Below are 16,044 nucleotides of genomic sequence, written 5' to 3'. Positions count from 1 at the left end.
GGGGCGCGGGGGGCGATCCAGAGCGGTTCAACCGATCCGCACAAGTCTTCCGAGCATAGGGAATTTATGCCCTGAAAGTGTTGCATCTGTCGCGCCCGAAGTTCGACGTGTTTTCCCGTCATAACAACGTGCCCGACCCGCTTTCGTCCGGTTTGACCACGTTCTTATCCGCCGCCCTTTTCGGCGCGCCCGCCCTGCGCCCTGATTTCTCCACTGTATTCAGATGCTTGTCGATTGTCAGGAGGGACGCCGCCCAGCGCCGCCACGCGGTCGATCGCACCACCCCGGCACGGATGCAAACCTGCCGCCACCGGACACCCTCCGCCCGCAGCCAGACGATCCGCGCATCCTCGGTGTCGAGCCAAGCCAGCCAGCCAATGCAGTCCTCCATCCGCTGGATATCTCGGGCGCTGGGCACGAGCCGCATCCTGACCTCGTCGTAGCCATAAGCCTGCTTGGCATCGTGGACGTATTCAGGCCAAGACTGGCCGTAGCCCTTAGCGCCCGAGCCGGGCGGGTTGGGCAGGCGGCGCAGAGTGAGGGCTGCATCCTCGAACTGATCTTCGATTTCGCGGGGTGTGATGGGCATCAGGGTTTCCAATCGGGTCAATAAATCTGGTGGGAGCGAAGCGTTTCCTTGGTCACCAACCCGGCCCGCAGCAGGGCGTCCCGCGTGGTGTTGTTCACGGCGCTGGGCGGTACGAAGCGACCGGAGTTGAGCCATTGGGCCGTTTGCAGCAGAATTTCTTGGGCGCTGAGCGTGGGCGCGGTCTGCGTTTCCCCAGCACTTTTCGGTTTCGCCGTCAGCGCGACCCGCTGTGCGTGGCGCTTGGCAACGGCGGGAGTGAAATACGCCCATGTCCGGATTGGATCGTCGCGCTTGCGCAACGTCCGTGCCTGCAGCACCGGCAGAATGTCGGCGTCGAGATCGTAGCCTGCTGCCATCCAGCCATCGATCACCGGCGCGGTCGCCTGGATCACGGCACGGGCTTCAACGCATAGCCCCTCGCCACAGGCTGCGAGACAGGCCATTTCGGGGGCTTCCCTCGCGTGCGTGTCATGCGTGCCCGCGTGCGTGCTACGCGCGGTAGTAGTTTCTTTCTTTCTTACTAAGTTAGTGTCCAGAATCCGGAGATGGCTTTGTTCCAAATCTGGACATGGCTTTGCGTGCTTTTGTTGCAAATCTGGACATGGCTTTCCGGGAGTTTGCGCCAAATCCGGAGATGGCTTTTGCCCGCTTTTTCGTCCGGAATCCGGAGATGGCTTTTGGGGAAAGTCGGCTTCGAAACCGAGAATGTAGCGGGTCGATTTCCACGGTGTCGGGCCGCGCCCCGGCCGCCGAAGCCTGCGGATCAGACCCGCCTCTTCCAACCTGCGCAACTGGATGTTCAGCGAGGCACGCGAGATTTCGGCATCGGCGGTCAGTTGGTCTTGCGACGGAAAGCAGCCGGACCCGGGGGTGTGCCGGTTGCTCAGATGCCAAAGCACAAGCTTGGCTGCGGGATGCAGCCCGCGCTGCAGGATCGCCCAATCGGTGGCCAGCTTGCTCATAGCGCGGCCGTCATAGTTGGGCGCCATGCAATAGACGCCATCAGGGCGATGCCCGCATCGGCATCCGCCAGGCGCATCTGACCCGCCCGGACGCTTGCCCAATAGACCTGCCTGCGCATGTCCAATTCGCGCGGGGCCTCTGCGATCAGCGCTGTGACTGGGATGGTGCCGATAGGGATGATCTGTGCCATGATCGCTCCCTCAACGCCGCGCTGCTACAGCGCGGCTGGTGCCCTGCTTGCGGGCCTCTTGCTCACGCAGCCAGTCCCTGACAGCCTCCATCCGATAGAGCACCTTGCGCCCCACTCGGACGCAGGGCGGGCCCATGCGGCGGGTCTCCCAGCGCTGCAGTGTGTCGACCGACAGGGTCAGTTCGCGCGCAAGGTCGGTTCGGTTCAGCCAGCCGGTCAGCAAGCCGGTGTCCACCTCAGGCGTGGCATCCTCGCAGGCGCTTAAGTCGATCTTTTTCATATCTTCGCTCCATGACCGGCGCCCCACGATCGGAGCGCTGAAATCGGTCAGGGCAGAGAAGCACGGGCAAGGGACCGGCGAAGAGGCGGAAACCGGCGGAAACAAACGTGCGGTTGATCCGGGTCTTTTGCGGTCGAATGCGGCCTCCTGCGGTGCGGTGCCAGAGGTGTTCATGTCCGAAACCGCAAACACCGCGCGAACACCGCAAAACCTGTGGTCAAAAGGGCGGATGAATGACCGGTTTGCGCCTCTTTGCCGGAAGCTTGCGTAGAGCAGGTTGCTCTTGGCTGATTCTCGATCCTCAGTCGGTCTGAACTGGAGGGCCCACATGGGAACGCATCTGACCGAACGTGTTGTAAAGGCTGCCGAAATCGGCACGCGTAAATACGTGGTGTTTGACGAGGACTGCGCGGGCTTCGGCCTTTGCGTGTTCCTCTCGGGCCGCAAGGGGTTCGTCCTGATCTACTGCGTGGCCGGGCGGCAGCGCCGCATGACGATCGGAACATGGCCCGCCTGGTCGGTTGTGGCTGCCCGGGAGGAGGCCAAGCGCCTGAAGCGCGATGTCGATCGCGGTGAAGATCCGATGGATGTGCGGACCAATGCCCGGCACGCGCCCACGGTTGATGAACTGGTCGACCGGTACATCGACGAACATCTGCCGAAACTGTCCGCCTCCAGCAGCAAGGATCAGGCCAGCATGCTCAGAACGCTGGTCTTGCCCGACTGGCGATCACGCAAAGTGACCGACATCACGCCAACCGATGTCGACCGGTTTCTGACCAAGGTTGCTGCAGGACGGCCGCGGGTTTGGCAGAAAGCCGTCCAGAAAATCAAGGTGCCTCGCGCCATCAGATCAAAGCAGTCCAAACCAAAGCCGCCGCCGAAGACCTTCAAGCCGACGCCCGTGCGGGCCAACCGTGTCGGCGAGGTGCTGCGCAAGATGTTCAGCCTCGCCGTCACATGGAAAATGCGCACCGACAATCCCGCCACCAGCTTCCGCAAGCGCCCAGAAACCGCCCGCGAGCGGTTCCTCTCCTTCGAGGAAATCCAGCGCCTCGCCGCCGCCCTTTGCGCCGATCCAGATCAGCGCGCCGCCGGGATCATCCGCCTGTGCATGCTGACCGGCGCCCGCTGCGGGGAGGCCCGCACAGCGACCTTCCACCAATTTAACCTCGACCTGGCAATCTGGACCAAGCAGGCCGCTTACACCAAACAGCGCCGCGTCCACCGGGTGCCGATCTCGCACGAGGCCGTCGCCCTGATCCGGCTGCGCGGGGATGCCGTGCCGAAGGGCTGCCCGTTCCTCTTCCCTGGCGATGTGCCGGGCCAGCCCGTGGTTGACCTCAAGCGGTTCTGGGAACGGATGCGGGTGCAGGCCGAAATCCCGGACGTCCGCATCCACGATCTGCGCCACACCTTCGCCTCCCTGCTGGTCTCTGGGGGCGCCTCGTTGGAAATGATCGGGCGGCTGCTCGGCCACACGCAGATCGGCACCACCCAGCGCTACGCCCACCTGGTCGACTCCCCGCTGCGCGCTGGGGTGAACGCAGTCGGGGAAATGCTGAAGCCAAGGCTGAAGGTGGTGGGGGCGTGAGCGGCAAGACTTCGGAAGTCATTCGTAATTGGGGTGCAGAAGGTCGCAAGGGGCGGAGAGCGGACTGTGAATTTGCAGCTCTGCATCCGCGGCAACCGGCGAAAGCGGCAATTCGCGTTTTTCCTCCAAAATCCTCCTGCCCACGTCACTCAGCGGCAACTTACCAGCCTAGGAAGATCCATCCATCTGCGGTTCTTCCCTCCCTGAATTGGCAAGGAAAGCAGATTGAGATGCCGCTGTAGTCTTGGCGCTTCCGCCCCCGCTCATGCAGGGGGGATGGCACGAGGTTTGATGGACTCACAAGGCGCGAAGAATCACACTCAGGCTACTCGTTTTCTGATGAAGAATTTTTAGAACGGGGTCATGGCGGGCTGTACGGCGATAGAGCGCCAGTTCCCCGACCGTTTCCGGCACGTCTGTCCCGGTGCGGACATATTGTGTCCGAGATTTCCTGAAGGCACTTGCAGCCTCTTCACTATCGTGGGCAACGAAATTGCGAAAGCGTTGCAAGTCAGTCAGCGTTGAGGCAACCGGAGAAAGAAGTTCCACCACAGGGAACCCTTCATCAAACACGAGATTGGCTAACTTTCTCGTGCTGTCAACGTTGCCCCAGTCAAGAAACTTGTTCCCCGCCTTCAATATGGACTCGGCTGTTGCGCTGTCGGCACATTTAAGCTTGGAGTTGACCGCTGCGCCCGACAAGGTGGCGGCCTCCACACAGTAATAGAGGAAAGTATGACGCGAAAGCCGTTCATACAGTCGATAAGACTTGAAGATTACCGCCTCAGAGAGAAACAGTTGTTCTTGCGTAGCCGCTCCCAAATCCACGCGTGCAAGATCCTCTATGAATGCCCCGAGTAGAGCAAACTCGCTATCAAACCGATCCAGTTCAGCCTCAAGCGTCAAAATGCGCCTCTAGGACCGATAGCACATGTTTTGCCCTTGCAATGCGGGCTTGGGTGTCTGTCGTCGCAAGTGTAGACGCTCGAATAAAATCTTTGAGATGCTCCGGCGCGGCAGCGCGATTTGGTTGCGGGCTGTAGGAATGGTAATCAGCACTAATGCCATTCAGTACGGACTTTATTTTTTCCTTCTGCTCCAGTACGCCCGCATCCAGATGCGTCTCGGGGAGTCCGAGTATAGACTCTTGAATGTGACCTATCGTCGTAACCAATGTGAAATACATATGCTTGCTAGACCATGCCGTGGGTATCAACTCGTCTTCGCTGTATATGGCAGCGCAAGTTTCGACGGCCTTTTCAAAGCGCACGACGGCGAGTGGCAGATCGCCTTCTTCGTCTTCAAACTTTTTGTAGGTGCTCTCGACGGCCTTTGACGACTGCATTTGGACCAAGAAGCAGCCCAAAATATCCGAAGCGAGTTCAGCCTCCGACATACGACTAACTGAAGGCTTGCTCAAAATCTTGGCGCCCAGCCAGTAGTCGAGGTATTTATATCCGAGTTCATATGCTCCAGACTTGAAGAAGCCGCTATATGTCGCGTTTCTCATCTCCTGTGCATTCAGTTTGACCGTGTAGCGGTTGATGCGCGCGAAAATGTCAAGGAGGTCATTCAAGGGTGCGGAGTTAAGAACATCGCATCCGACTTCATATTGAAGGAAGTCATCACGAACTTCGTCGGGAAGTTGGGAGAATGTTTTTCCCGCGTGTTCTTTATTGTGAGCGCGGGAAATTTTGATTCCATCATTGATGAAATCAAAGATCGCCCGTAACCTCTGCTGACCGTCGACAACTACTCTGATGGTCTTGCCATTTTTAAACTCCTGCATCAGGATGATTTTAGGAAAGGGCTTACCTTTTATGATTGTGTCGGCCAGAAAAGCCTTCGCTGACGACGACCAGACCGATCGACGCTGGAAATCGGGCGACAAGTCGAGTTTACCATCGTCATACCACTCTGCGAAATCGGAGATCGAGTAAGCACGGACATCGAAGGCTTTCATTTACATCCTCAAGCGCATTGAGAGAACCGAGGCATAAAATAGAGATCCCCGATCTGATTGTGGTTGCAGCACATTCACCCAATAGCGTCAAATTGTCCAGACCATCGAGCCTTAGCCGCCGATCTACGGTCGCTTCTCGGTGAGTCCATTTCGACGATCGGCGTCGCAGCAGTCGTGTGAGGCAGTCGCCTACATAGGACGACCAATGGGCAAGCTCAACCTTCGGACGATTTGTGCAGCATCGCACCGTGACGGCAAAGGTATCTCTGCACGAGACCTGATCGGCCGCTTCGCCGGATGTTGCAGGACAGCCGCCGTCAAGATCGACCAACCGGTAATGGGATGTGTCGGCTGCTTCCCCCACCTACGGGTTATCCTGAGCCGGGATCATCCGATTCATCAGGAAGAAGCAGCCATGTGTGCAAAGAAGACAGGAAGCCTAAAAGACCTCGCGGTTGTCGGTATCGACATCGGCGAGGACACGTTTCATCTGGTCGGGTTCGACCAGGCAGGTCAGTTGGTCATGCGCAAGCAGATCAAGCGGTTGGCACTGAATGCCACTTTTGAGACTCTCCCCCGCTGCATCGTCGGCATGTAGGCTTGTCTCAGCGCCCATTTTGTCAGCCGGACGCTGCGCGGCATGGGTTTCGAGCCGCGGATCATCCCAGCAATTTACTTGAAGCCCTTCAACAAGGGACAGAAGAACGATTACGACGATGCTGAGGCCATAGCCGAAGCGTCCCTCCGTCCGAACCTGCGAACGCTGTCCGAGAAGGATCAGGATCAGCTGGACCTGCAGACCCTGCACCGGGTGCCAGCGCTCGGCGGATCATTTCCGCCGGGTAGGCAATTCCCGGCGACTATTGGGACAGACGAGCATCAGGGGAGTCCTGCCGGACAGCAACGATCTTGTTCGATTCGGCTAGGGCACGAACTCCCAGTACGGCGCAGCGCCACCGAGCGCCCTGCGCAGACCGAAGCGTTTGTCCGGTGCGGTATCGGACTGGATGAGCCGGTGCATGTCAGCGAGCACGGCCCGCATCTCTGCGGCGTAGCTGTGGCCAATCAATCCAAGGTTCACCCGGCTGGCGTCGATAGTATCGATCCCAGGAACGACGGCAACCGGAGGAGCGAGACCGGCTCGGTGAAAACGATGAAGCTCGCGCGAAAGGCCGATCGCATTGTCATTCGTGGTCACGTAGAGTGTCGACCGTTTGGATATCTGACTGTAGGCCGCTGCCAGATTCGTGAATAGCTGCGCATCAACGTCCGGTGCAGCCAGCATGATCTGACCGAAACGAACCGGCGCAGCCGAGGCTGCGATCTTGGCGATCGCGTCCATCGCGCGCAGCAGCCCCCGATTTCCCATGGAATGGGCGAGGATGTGCACGGCGCTCACGCCCGAGCGTTGGGAAAAATCCACGAGGAAGTCGCGGATGACCTGCTCACTACCTTCGATTGCGGCTTCGTCGCCTGCATAGCCGGCGGGATAGCCGAGCGAAGGCCAGGAAAAGAGGGCCGCGGGTCCCCTATGCGCTAGGTCGACCTTGAGTTGGGCCGTTCGCCGGACAGCATCTACGAATTTCGTGTTGTAGCCGTGCAGGAAGACTAGACCGTCCCGGTCGGATACCTTCAGGCTTGCCACCTCTTTGGCGAGGTCTTTCCAGAAACGAGCCTTATCGAGGAGGGTGCGCTCCGTCAGCTTCACCCGATCGTCGCCTTTGAAGATCCTCCCAAAGAGGCCACGGCCGAGCGAACCGGCCGTGCGGTCTTCGGGCACGAAGACTGCGCACCGGCCATAGGTCACCTGATCGGCGCGCTCACCCAGAAACTGACCGCTAGTGTGCAGGCGGCGGTTAGTGCCGAACCAGACGGTGACGTTATGTCCATCGGTCGACATTTTCTGGAGCCCATTGGCGGCGGAATCGGGAAGCTGGTTCCACTCGAGGAGATGGGCACGCTTCCTGGCAGCGCGTACCTCGTCGCGGCGCCGATCGATGCGGGCGCGAACGTCCCCAATGACATCTCGCAAAGGTCCATCCTGCAGCAGCGAGTGCAACTGGGCGGCCATACGACCGAGCGTGTTTTCGGCGCGCTGAACGCGATAGGCTACGGAGGAGTCGGACGTTGGCTCCCCTTCCCCCATGCCTAGCAGCGGCCCCGCCGTCTTTTCGCCGATCGTGGGAGCCTCCTGTGCTAGGCCGTTCTGCCTGGCTTCCTGGTCGAGTCTGGCTTCATCCTCGAGGCGCTCGTCGTTCAACTGCCGGTACAGGGCCGCGTTGTCGGCTTTATCAACCCGCTCGGCATATCCGAGGTAGCGCTTCGCCGCGAATTTCAGGCCGAAACGGAGATCGGCTAAAGCCGCGGCAGTGCTGGACATCTAACACTCCGGCAGTATTTCTGCTGGTCCGCAGATCGTGTTGCGGACAAACGCTCATTCTACAAGCTAGAGCATGGCCGACACCGGAGGCAAGTCCGGCAAGGAGACAACCGCACGCCTGCTTGCGAAACAGCGCAGCGCGATCGGGTCGTATCTGAAGCAGTCCCGCTCGAGATTTTCGATCGGGGCGTCGTCCAAGTCGGACATTAATCAGCTCTAAAAGGTCAGGTGATAGTCGGCGCTCAAAGTTCACTCACTGCGAACGACAAATCCGTCCGCGTCGCTGCCATCATCGCCGAGGTTTCGCTGCGGCACTAGTCGAGGGGTGGCTTTGGGGAATTCTGCCACGCAGCGCAAAGCGGGGCCGTCCGGCAACAAAGGACCGAAAATTCTGATCATACCAAATTCAATTAGGAACCCCCAGACTCCGGCGCAAATGATCGGGCACCGCCTCGGCAAGTTCCCAGGTCACTGTGATGGGTTTCTCGCCATCCCAGCCCTCGAAGCCGGGATTGCCGCAGTAGAGGAACGGGGCTGCTTTGCCGTTCCGCAGTTTTCCGTTTCGGACGAACAAGTTTACCCGGTAGTCAGCCTCGCCACCACTGAGGATGCGCCCCACAAGGCTGTCGCGCGTGGTCTGGTTCTGGCTTTGCCATTGCATACGGCTCGGTGACAGGAAGGCGTCCTCGTAGTGGCCGCCGACGCTGAGATTGCCCTTTTGCAACGTGGTGAGCAGGATCAGATCCCGGTCGAGTCTCACAATGCCGGTGTTCCAGTTGCCTGGATTGAATGTCGCGCCAAACAATGGCGGGATGTCTTCGCGCATATACTCGCGCCATAGGGTTGGCGCGTCTTGGAACTTGGCAGCACCCTCTGCAGCCGCTCGTATGGGCGCGCGCAGCGTTCCGAGCCGCCAGTCTACCAGCTCCTTGACCATGTCTGGCAACGCACCGGTCCTATCTAACCGTGTCAGTGCAAGCCGGTCACCGTCTCGCCGGAAGAAGGGCGATAGGGCCCAGGCGTCCAAGCCTTCAGGGGCGGCGGTCCGACTGTTAAGGCTTGCGACCACAGCCGACAGGGCAGGGGCGGTAAGTGCTGCGTCGCGCTCGATCTGGCGCAGCAGGGGGCCGTGTGCGGTCAGCACGTTGGGCTCGACCGGGTCGCCCATGTCGCGCACGAAGTCGAACCAACCGCCATGACCGTTGCGCGCCGGATCGAAGCCCATGCGCCCGATTTCCGCTGCCGTTGGTCGGGTGCCATTGCGCAGACGAAAGTCGCGATACTGCGCCTCAAGATCGTCACTGGCAGCATTGGGGCGCAGAAGGTCGCGCAGGATCTCGATCACCTTCAGATCATAGGTAATTGAGCATCCGGCAGGGAGGGGTAGTGTTCCGTCTATGATCTGGTCGAGCTTCAGGGCCAGCGATCGATCTCCGGGCCCGGCGGTCAGGAGGGCGCGCAGTTTGGTCAGGAAAATGCGGTGATTGCCGATGTAGTCAATGACTCTCAGCACCTTGCCTTCAATCCGGCGCAAACCGCGGCCAAGCTGTTGCAACCAGATGATCGCACTCTCGGTGGGGCGCAGCATCATGACCGTGCCGATCTGTGGAACGTCTACGCCTTCGTTGAACATGTCGACCGCGAAGAGGATATCAATTTCGCCACGGCCGAGCTGCTCAAGTGAGGTTGATCGTGGCGCGGACTCTGGTCCGGAATGAACAGCGACGGCCCGTAAGCCAAGTGCACTGAAATACTGCGCCATGAAGTTCGCGTGGCGCAGCGAGCAGCAAAAGCCGATGGCTGGTCCTTCTCGATGGCGATTGAACTGTTCCAGCGCATTGGCTGCCCGGCTCTCAGTGGCAAGAGCCGCTTCCAGCGCATCTGGGTCGAAGCGGGACGACCGCCATGGGATCTGCTCATAGTCCACTTCATCCGGCACGCCGAGGTAGCGGAACGGCGACAGCAGGTGATCGTCGATGCCCTCAAACAGGTCACACTGATAAACAAGGTTATCGCCGCACAGCGCGAGCAGGTCGGCGCCGTCACTGCGATCCGGCGTGGCGGTCAGGCCCAACAGGAACTGCGGGGTGAAATGCTCCAGCAGGCCCCGATAGCTGGCGGCGGCGGCGTGGTGGAATTCATCCACCACGATGTAATCGAAGGCATCTGGCGCAAAGCGACGCAGATGGCCCTCGCGCCCCAGCGTCTGGATCGAGGCGAACAGGATATCGGCGCTGCCGTCCTTTTCGGTGCCATCGTAACGCCCGAATCGCGCTTCCGGGCGGATGCGACGAAACGAGGCCATAGCCTGCGTCAGAATCTCTTCACGGTGTGCTACGAAAAGAACCCGGGCAAAGCTGCGGCTGTCAAACGCCGCCAACCATGTCTTGCCAAGCCCAGTCGCCAGCACGACCAGCCCGGCCTCATGCCCATCAGCACGTGTCTGTCGCAAAGCGCCGAGGGCTGCATTTTGAATGTGATGTGGTTGGGGCGGCAACTGAGGTGCCTCATCTGCCACGACTCGTTGGGCGAACTCGGGCAGCGGCGCCGATTTGCGCCGGGCGAGGTAGCGCGCAATCCAGTCTGGCGTCAAAGGCTTGGTTTGCGGATGCGCGAGCAAGGCTTCAAACGCGATCTCGACCTGATCCGCGGCGCTTTCGGAATGCAGGTTCCATTCAACGCCGGAGGTCAGCGCGGTGGCCGATAGGTTGGAACTGCCGACAATCGCCGCCCCCGATCTGTCCGCCGCCCGAAAGAGCCAGGCTTTGGGGTGGAAACTTCCAGCGCCGGTTTCAAAAACCCTTAGGGTGGCGCCCCCAAGATCAGACAAGCGCCACAACGCTGCAGGTTCAGTGACATCCATATAGTCGCCGACGACCAGCCGCAGCTGACCACCCCGGGCCAGCAGGTCGCGAAGCCACGGTTCGATCAGGCGCACGCCGGAGTCCATGGCGAAGGCAACCGCCAGATCGACGCGTTCGGCGCCATCTATGCGGCGAGCCAGCAATGGGAACAGCGGATCACCGCCGCCTGTGGTCAGGTTGGATTGATCGGAATGGGAAGGTGCCCGGAGATGAAAATGTCCGTGCTCGTCGCTGGCCAGAAAGCCCGGCGCGCCCGTTGCCAGCGCTTCCCCCATGCGGGCAAGTACGCCAAACTGCTCCGCGACGGTCAGATCATTCCATGCCCCGACATGACGCGGTGCGGCGATGGTATCGCCTGGATCGACGCATAGTGGGCAGATATCGGGCAATCATTTTATCCAGGCCAAAGTGAAAGGTCAGGGTAGCGATCGCGTCTGGCTTGTCCAGGTGTGAAGGCTCGGGTTCGCCAGTTCGGCTCCGAATTTGGCTATGGAAATCAGTGTCGCACGTGGTCACTTGGGGCCTTCCGATGAACCGCAATTCTCGGCGGGTCAACAATAGGTCAACCTGTTTAACTGCTTTGTTCCCCGTTTGGACCCGTCCGCTGCGGTTTATTGCGGCGCGATGCGGTTGGAAAACGTAGGCAGTTCAAGCAGTTATCTCGTAACCATCTGATATGCTTAAGTTATTGGAATCGCAGGTCCTTCGGCTCATAACCTGAAGGTCGTTGGTTCAAATCCAACTCCCGCAACCAAATTAATCAACGATATTAATCGCTTAGAACCCGACCTAAACAGTCGGGTTTTTGCTTGCGCATTTTGTGTCAACGCCATGTCAACGTTTGACGAGTCGCACGCAAAAGCGATGCGAGAACGGCCCTTCCGCCACCGTTGAAACCATCGCCTGGAACTGGTATATGACTCAGTCATACCATGGAGGCGCAGATGACCGTTAAAACCACCCTCAGCTTTACCGACCGCCATCACCACTTCCTCGCGGAAAAGGTGGGGCAAGGCGTATTCGCGACCCAGAGCGCTGCAGTCGCGGCCGCGCTGGAGCAGATGATGCAGGACGAACAGGAACGCGATGTGGCCCTCGCAGCCATCACGCAGGAAATCCGCGCCCGGATGGAAACACCGCGTTCGGCGTTTATCGACCAGGACGATGCGTTTGCCACCGCGCAAGCCACCATCGGGACAGCGCGGGGCGCGTGAATTACCGCATCCGGTTCCATCCTCTCGTCGCACGTGACCTTGATGCCATCGCGCGCTGGATCCTCGACTATGCCGGGCCCGATGCGGCCGCCCGAAAGCTGGGCGAGATCGAGGCGGCCATCGCCACGTTGAAGGCCATGCCGCACAAAGGAAGCCTCCGCGATGAGATCGCCCCTGGCTTGCGTGCCATCCCGGCAGGCCGGAAAGCTGTGATCGCGTTTGTGGTTGATGATGACCAAAGGGAAGTTCTGATTTACGCTGTCACCTATGGCGGTGCCGATTGGGCCATGCGCAGCAGCGCGCGCAGCCGGTGACGGCGCAGTGGTCCTCTATTTATTCGAAAGTATGCTTTGATGGGATTTGTGTTTTACGATCTTGAGACCACGGGGCTATCGCCTGCTTATAACCAGCCGCTGCAATTCGCAGCGATCCGGACGGACGACAGCTTCGCTGAAATTGAGCGGGTCAATCTGCGATGCCGGATTGCCCCGCACATCATTCCAGCGCCACAGGCCTTGGTCGTAACTGGCGTGACACCGGCGCAGCTGATTGATCCTGCACTGCCGACCTTGTTCGAGTTCACCCAGACAGTCATGGAATTGATCGAACGATGGGCGCCTGCGACATGGGTGGGCTTCAACACCATCCGGTTCGATGAAGAGGTTCTGCGGCAGACCTTCTACCAGAACCTGCAGCCGAACATTTACGCGACCCAGTTCAACGGCAACAACCGGCTCGACATCCTGACCGCCGTCTATGCTGTGTGGTGTCGCAATCCGGGCCTGCTGAATTGGCCAACTGATGATACCGGCCGCACCACCTTCAAGCTGGATCGTCTGGCCCCGGCAAATGGCTTCAACGCCCACAATGCCCATGACGCCCTCGGTGATGTCGAGGCGACGATCCACATTGCCCGCCTCATTGCCAACGGCGATCCTGTGCTCTGGTCGGCCATCCTGCATAACCGAGACAAACAGAGTGTCATGGCCACGCTGGAAACCTTCCAACCAGTGGAACTTGTGCTGCGCTTTGGCGGCGGCCCGCCCCGGTCCTACGTGGGATGTTTCTGCGGTACAGCCGCTGGAAACCCAACGCAGGCGGCCTTCTTCGATCTGGAGGCAATCGATCCGGAGATTCTGATGCAGGCCGATGACGCGACGCTGTTCGTTGCTGTCGACGGGACGCCCCAGATCATCCGCGGCATCGCGACCAACAAGGTGCCGTCGCTGTTCCCAATTGCCAATCCACATCCAGACCATGTACGCAAAGCAGCCCTGATCGCCGCGAACCCCGCCTTCCGCGCAAGGGTCGGGCAGGCCATGGCCGCGCGCTTTGTCGATGATCCGGATGCGTCGCCGCCACCTGTCGAGAAGCAGATCTATGGCGGGTTCTATGGAAAGGGTGATAGCGATCTTCTGGCCGAGTTCCAGCAGTCAAACTGGCATCGACGCAACGAGATCGTCGATCTGCTAACCGATGCCCGCCTGCGTCAGCTCGGCCGCAGGTTGATCGCTTTCCACGCGCCAAGCGCCCTGACAGCCGAAGAAGCCTCGCAGTTTAAAACCTTCCTTCACGAACGGTGGAACGCCCTGGACACTCCCGAGATCGAGTGGACGACCATCGCCTCCGCAACGCGTGCCATCGCCGAGCTGCGGGCGGTGCCGGGGGCGGATCAGTCTGCGCTTGATGACATCGCGGGTTTCATCCAGCAGATTGGGCCCGCACAACCAGCCTTACGACAGGAATGAAGGCCTCTTCAGTTTCTGCCCGAGGTGCACAATTGTGCCCTTTTGGACTCGCGACAGACGGGGTCTATGCATACGAGTATCTTGATGCAGCGACTCCCTGCCGCTCTTTGAAATCGTAATCCTGTGAAACGGGCGGGGCATGGCGCTCCGGTCGAGGCGTGCGGCGTTTCCCGCAGGGCAGTTGCCCGGCCCGTTTTCATCTGCATGTGCGCGCCTGATCCCGCAGGACGGCATAATCGCTGAGCATCCGCACCACCATCGCCCCTTCCGGCAAAGCCTCGACCTCTTCTGCGGCTCGCGTCTGATCGGCGGTGGTGTATTGCACAACGGGCGGACAAATAGCCTTCGCGTCAGAATTGGCCGTCGCGCAGCCGCTCAGCAAGAGCATCGCGATCAGGAGGACGACGGCTGGCGGCGCCCAGCATCTGGCGTTGGATTTCATGGGTTTTCTCCGATGATGAAAGGCGCTCGGCCAACCGCCCGGCTCGTTCACCGGCACGGCGGATGTTCAACAGGAACAAAGCGATGGTGAGAACTGCCAGCATGAGGCCCAACGCTTTGCGCGCAGGGCCGCTTGCGAGGATTGTCGTGATCCAGCCCGTCATCGCTGCCCCCGTCTCCAGTCGTCGATCCGGGCGTGGATGGCGACGGCGACGCCGATCAGCGCGACGGCGATGAACACCCAGCGCAGGGTATCGAGGAAGGGCACCAGGGGCAGTATGGCGGACTGGGTTTCGGCCAAGAGCTCCTGTGCCACTTCGACACCGGCAGCGCCAACAGTGGCAATGCCTGCGGCCCCACCGCCTTTCAGGGTGCGACTGTCGGCCAGCACTTCGCGGGCAGGAGTTAGCTCCGGCACGAATGGCGTGGCTTGGGCGGGGAACGGTTCGCCCCAAGACCGGGCGGGACCAAGATCGATGTGCATGAAGCCAGAGCGGGGGTAAGTGCCAAAGCCCAGAAAACCCACGGCGCGGGCGGCTTTAGCAAACGCCACCGGATGATGGTTTGATATGGCAATATCAAACGCAGTGCCCAGCATGTGTTTGGAGGCTGGCGCGCCCCCAACCGCGCGGTTGTGGCTGGGGCTGCGATAGCCGGAGCGCACGATCAGGGGCTTACCCAGCCGATTGCGCAGGGACTGCAGCTTGTCCATCGCCTCGGTGTTGATCTTGATCGCGCCGGTGCCGCGGCAGGCGATCTCGGCGGGGGAAAAGCTGGGCCAGCGCCAGGCGCTTTCGGGGACGTCGCGGAAATGGGCATAGGTCGTGGTCGGCATGTTGGTCTCCAGAAATGCAAAACCCGCCTCTGGGGCGGGTCGGGTGAAAGATTTGATGATGGGTTTGGTCGTCGGTCAGTCGGTGCGGCCGCGCTGGAACGCCTCGAACATCAGATCGCGCATGGCGCGGATGTCGGTCTCGATGCGCTCCAGCCGGTCGGCGTCGCCCTTGCGATCTTCGGCGCGCTGCCGATCCACGCGGTCACGCTCGGCCATAAGTTCGCGGTCCAACCGTGCCAGCATGGCGTCGTTGGTGAAGGCCCGGCGTGTGACGGCGGCCAGCAGGGCAATCGTGCCGCCGATCAGGGCAGTGATGGCGGCGGTGATGCCGTGGTCACGCAAGGCTGCGCCAACCTCCTGCAGCAGTGTGGTTCGTTCTGTCATGATGATGTTCCTTCAATAATCCGTCTCGACGTAGACACCCGAGCAGTCGTAGGCGACGGCCGCCGCCGTTACGCCGTTGTTCATGTAGTTGCGCGGGCTCAAAAGCTGGGTAGCGGCGGGCATGTCGGCGGTGATGGTGAATTCGACGGCGGCACCGCTGACCTCTTCGACGACGCGGACGCCTATGTCAGATCCGTTCGGCGCGGCGGCGATATAGAGCGTCAATACGTTGGTCAGGCTGTTGATCGGGAAGCTTGCGCCGAGATCGGTCAGCGTCGGCGCGCCGGTGCCATCGTTGTGCACCAGCTGCCAGTTGGTATGGGTGCCGCGCTGGAAGCCGATGCCGATGCAGTTTACCGCAACCGCCAATGTCAGCGTGGTGGCCAGCGCAGCAGTCGAGCCGTAAAGCCCGAAGAAGCCCATGCCATTGGCCTGCAGGGTCGTTAGAGACAGACGGTTGACGTAGTTCCAGCCGCCCAAACCATCGGCATTGCCGCGCCAGCAGACCCAGCCTGCAGATCGTTCTTCGGCCACCGCGTCGGCTGTTGCGGCACTGGTGACCCGCCAGCGCCGCATGCTGGTGGAAAGGTTGGTGGCGG

The 16,044-nt window shown here is 60.4% G+C and carries 15 protein-coding genes and 2 pseudogenes; 5 read left to right on the top strand and 12 right to left on the bottom strand.

Going from position 1 to position 16,044, the window contains the following annotated elements:
• Positions 1-118 precede the first annotated feature (118 nt).
• Genes AX760_RS22095 through AX760_RS22080 form a run of 4 tightly spaced genes read right to left on the bottom strand, consistent with a single transcriptional unit; the run spans position 119 to position 2,022 of the window.
• A complete protein-coding gene (locus AX760_RS22095; RefSeq protein ID WP_071835176.1) occupies positions 119-589 on the bottom strand; it encodes a DUF6362 family protein in 471 nt (156 codons plus the stop codon).
• Positions 590-606: 17 nt separating this feature from the next.
• Positions 607-1,551, bottom strand: coding sequence for a helix-turn-helix domain-containing protein (locus tag AX760_RS26875; protein WP_071835175.1), 945 nt, complete (start codon positions 1,549-1,551; stop codon positions 607-609).
• Positions 1,548-1,742 (bottom strand): hypothetical protein, encoded by a 195-nt coding sequence (locus AX760_RS22085; protein WP_071835174.1) that lies wholly within the window; start codon positions 1,740-1,742, stop codon positions 1,548-1,550. The genes AX760_RS26875 and AX760_RS22085 overlap by 4 nt, the downstream gene beginning before the upstream one ends.
• Positions 1,743-1,752: 10 nt before the next feature.
• A complete protein-coding gene (locus AX760_RS22080) occupies positions 1,753-2,022 on the bottom strand; it encodes a helix-turn-helix transcriptional regulator (RefSeq protein WP_071835173.1) in 270 nt (89 codons plus the stop codon).
• A 328-nt stretch (positions 2,023-2,350) separates the two neighbouring features.
• Here AX760_RS22080 and AX760_RS22075 point away from each other — a divergent pair, with 328 nt between their 5' ends.
• Entirely contained in the window at positions 2,351-3,616 is a 1,266-nt protein-coding gene (locus tag AX760_RS22075) for a tyrosine-type recombinase/integrase (RefSeq protein ID WP_071835172.1), read from the top strand.
• 297 nt (positions 3,617-3,913) lie between these two features.
• On the opposite strand, the gene AX760_RS22070 is transcribed toward AX760_RS22075, so the two are convergent.
• Both AX760_RS22070 and AX760_RS22065 read right to left on the bottom strand, forming a co-directional pair.
• Positions 3,914-4,522, bottom strand: a complete 609-nt coding sequence (locus AX760_RS22070) for a hypothetical protein (protein WP_071835171.1) — start codon at positions 4,520-4,522, stop codon at positions 3,914-3,916.
• A complete protein-coding gene (locus AX760_RS22065; RefSeq protein WP_071835170.1) occupies positions 4,512-5,579 on the bottom strand; it encodes a DUF262 domain-containing protein in 1,068 nt (355 codons plus the stop codon). Before AX760_RS22065 ends, AX760_RS22070 begins: the two co-directional genes overlap by 11 nt.
• Positions 5,580-5,994: 415 nt before the next feature.
• On the opposite strand from AX760_RS22065, the pseudogene AX760_RS22060 reads away from it, so the two are divergent.
• A pseudogene (locus AX760_RS22060) lies at positions 5,995-6,393 on the top strand (IS110 family transposase); the annotation flags it as partial.
• A gap of 108 nt (positions 6,394-6,501) precedes the next feature.
• Here AX760_RS22060 and AX760_RS22055 read toward each other — a convergent pair.
• Together AX760_RS22055 and AX760_RS22050 are read right to left on the bottom strand one after the other, a co-directional pair.
• Positions 6,502-7,959 carry an alpha/beta hydrolase gene (locus AX760_RS22055; protein ID WP_071835169.1) on the bottom strand — a complete coding sequence of 486 codons (1,458 nt, stop codon included), beginning with the start codon at positions 7,957-7,959 and terminating at the stop codon, positions 6,502-6,504.
• A gap of 406 nt (positions 7,960-8,365) precedes the next feature.
• Complete coding sequence (locus AX760_RS22050; RefSeq protein ID WP_210187387.1) at positions 8,366-11,212, bottom strand: DUF3427 domain-containing protein; 2,847 nt, start codon at positions 11,210-11,212, stop codon at positions 8,366-8,368.
• Between the two features lie 555 nt (positions 11,213-11,767).
• On the opposite strand from AX760_RS22050, the gene AX760_RS22045 reads away from it, so the two are divergent.
• The 3 genes from AX760_RS22045 to AX760_RS22035 are packed head-to-tail and all read left to right on the top strand — an operon-like array spanning position 11,768 to position 13,785.
• Complete coding sequence (locus AX760_RS22045) at positions 11,768-12,037, top strand: hypothetical protein (RefSeq protein ID WP_210187386.1); 270 nt, start codon at positions 11,768-11,770, stop codon at positions 12,035-12,037.
• Positions 12,034-12,351, top strand: a complete 318-nt coding sequence (locus AX760_RS22040) for a type II toxin-antitoxin system RelE/ParE family toxin (protein WP_071835167.1) — start codon at positions 12,034-12,036, stop codon at positions 12,349-12,351. The genes AX760_RS22045 and AX760_RS22040 overlap by 4 nt, the downstream gene beginning before the upstream one ends.
• A gap of 39 nt (positions 12,352-12,390) precedes the next feature.
• Entirely contained in the window at positions 12,391-13,785 is a 1,395-nt protein-coding gene (locus tag AX760_RS22035) for an exonuclease domain-containing protein (RefSeq protein WP_071835166.1), read from the top strand.
• 350 nt (positions 13,786-14,135) lie between these two features.
• Here AX760_RS22035 and AX760_RS22025 read toward each other — a convergent pair whose 3' ends face one another.
• The 4 genes and pseudogenes from AX760_RS22025 to AX760_RS22010 form a co-directional block, all read right to left on the bottom strand.
• Entirely contained in the window at positions 14,136-14,390 is a 255-nt protein-coding gene (locus tag AX760_RS22025) for a hypothetical protein (RefSeq protein WP_071835164.1), read from the bottom strand.
• Entirely contained in the window at positions 14,387-15,061 is a 675-nt protein-coding gene (locus tag AX760_RS22020) for a YcbK family protein (protein ID WP_071835163.1), read from the bottom strand. The genes AX760_RS22025 and AX760_RS22020 overlap by 4 nt, the downstream gene beginning before the upstream one ends.
• A 75-nt stretch (positions 15,062-15,136) precedes the next feature.
• Positions 15,137-15,445 carry a hypothetical protein gene (locus tag AX760_RS22015; protein WP_019956304.1) on the bottom strand — a complete coding sequence of 103 codons (309 nt, stop codon included), beginning with the start codon at positions 15,443-15,445 and terminating at the stop codon, positions 15,137-15,139.
• Positions 15,446-15,457: 12 nt separating this feature from the next.
• Positions 15,458-16,044: pseudogene (locus AX760_RS22010) on the bottom strand (DUF2793 domain-containing protein); the annotation flags it as partial.

The sequence above is a fragment of the Pararhizobium antarcticum genome (assembly GCF_001885585.1).
Classification (GTDB): Bacteria; Pseudomonadota; Alphaproteobacteria; order Rhizobiales; family Rhizobiaceae; genus Pararhizobium; species Pararhizobium antarcticum.
The sequence above is the reverse complement of the archived record's forward strand: the minus strand, read 5'-3'. Positions and strand labels throughout refer to the sequence as shown.

What these genes read in the sequence shown, in the direction of transcription:
- AX760_RS22080 (WP_071835173.1), bottom strand. Translation starts at nt 2,022, where the DNA reads ATGAAAAAGATCGACTTAAGCGCCTGCGAGGATGCCACGCCTGAGGTG.
- AX760_RS22065 (WP_071835170.1), bottom strand. Translation starts at nt 5,579, where the DNA reads ATGAAAGCCTTCGATGTCCGTGCTTACTCGATCTCCGATTTCGCAGAG.
- AX760_RS22020 (WP_071835163.1), bottom strand. Translation starts at nt 15,061, where the DNA reads ATGCCGACCACGACCTATGCCCATTTCCGCGACGTCCCCGAAAGCGCC.
- AX760_RS22055 (WP_071835169.1), bottom strand. Translation starts at nt 7,959, where the DNA reads ATGTCCAGCACTGCCGCGGCTTTAGCCGATCTCCGTTTCGGCCTGAAA.
- AX760_RS22025 (WP_071835164.1), bottom strand. Translation starts at nt 14,390, where the DNA reads ATGACGGGCTGGATCACGACAATCCTCGCAAGCGGCCCTGCGCGCAAA.
- AX760_RS22095 (WP_071835176.1), bottom strand. Translation starts at nt 589, where the DNA reads ATGCCCATCACACCCCGCGAAATCGAAGATCAGTTCGAGGATGCAGCC.
- AX760_RS22015 (WP_019956304.1), bottom strand. Translation starts at nt 15,445, where the DNA reads ATGACAGAACGAACCACACTGCTGCAGGAGGTTGGCGCAGCCTTGCGT.
- AX760_RS26875 (WP_071835175.1), bottom strand. Translation starts at nt 1,551, where the DNA reads ATGAGCAAGCTGGCCACCGATTGGGCGATCCTGCAGCGCGGGCTGCAT.
- AX760_RS22075 (WP_071835172.1), top strand. Translation starts at nt 2,351, where the DNA reads ATGGGAACGCATCTGACCGAACGTGTTGTAAAGGCTGCCGAAATCGGC.
- AX760_RS22085 (WP_071835174.1), bottom strand. Translation starts at nt 1,742, where the DNA reads ATGGCACAGATCATCCCTATCGGCACCATCCCAGTCACAGCGCTGATC.
- AX760_RS22035 (WP_071835166.1), top strand. Translation starts at nt 12,391, where the DNA reads ATGGGATTTGTGTTTTACGATCTTGAGACCACGGGGCTATCGCCTGCT.
- AX760_RS22045 (WP_210187386.1), top strand. Translation starts at nt 11,768, where the DNA reads ATGACCGTTAAAACCACCCTCAGCTTTACCGACCGCCATCACCACTTC.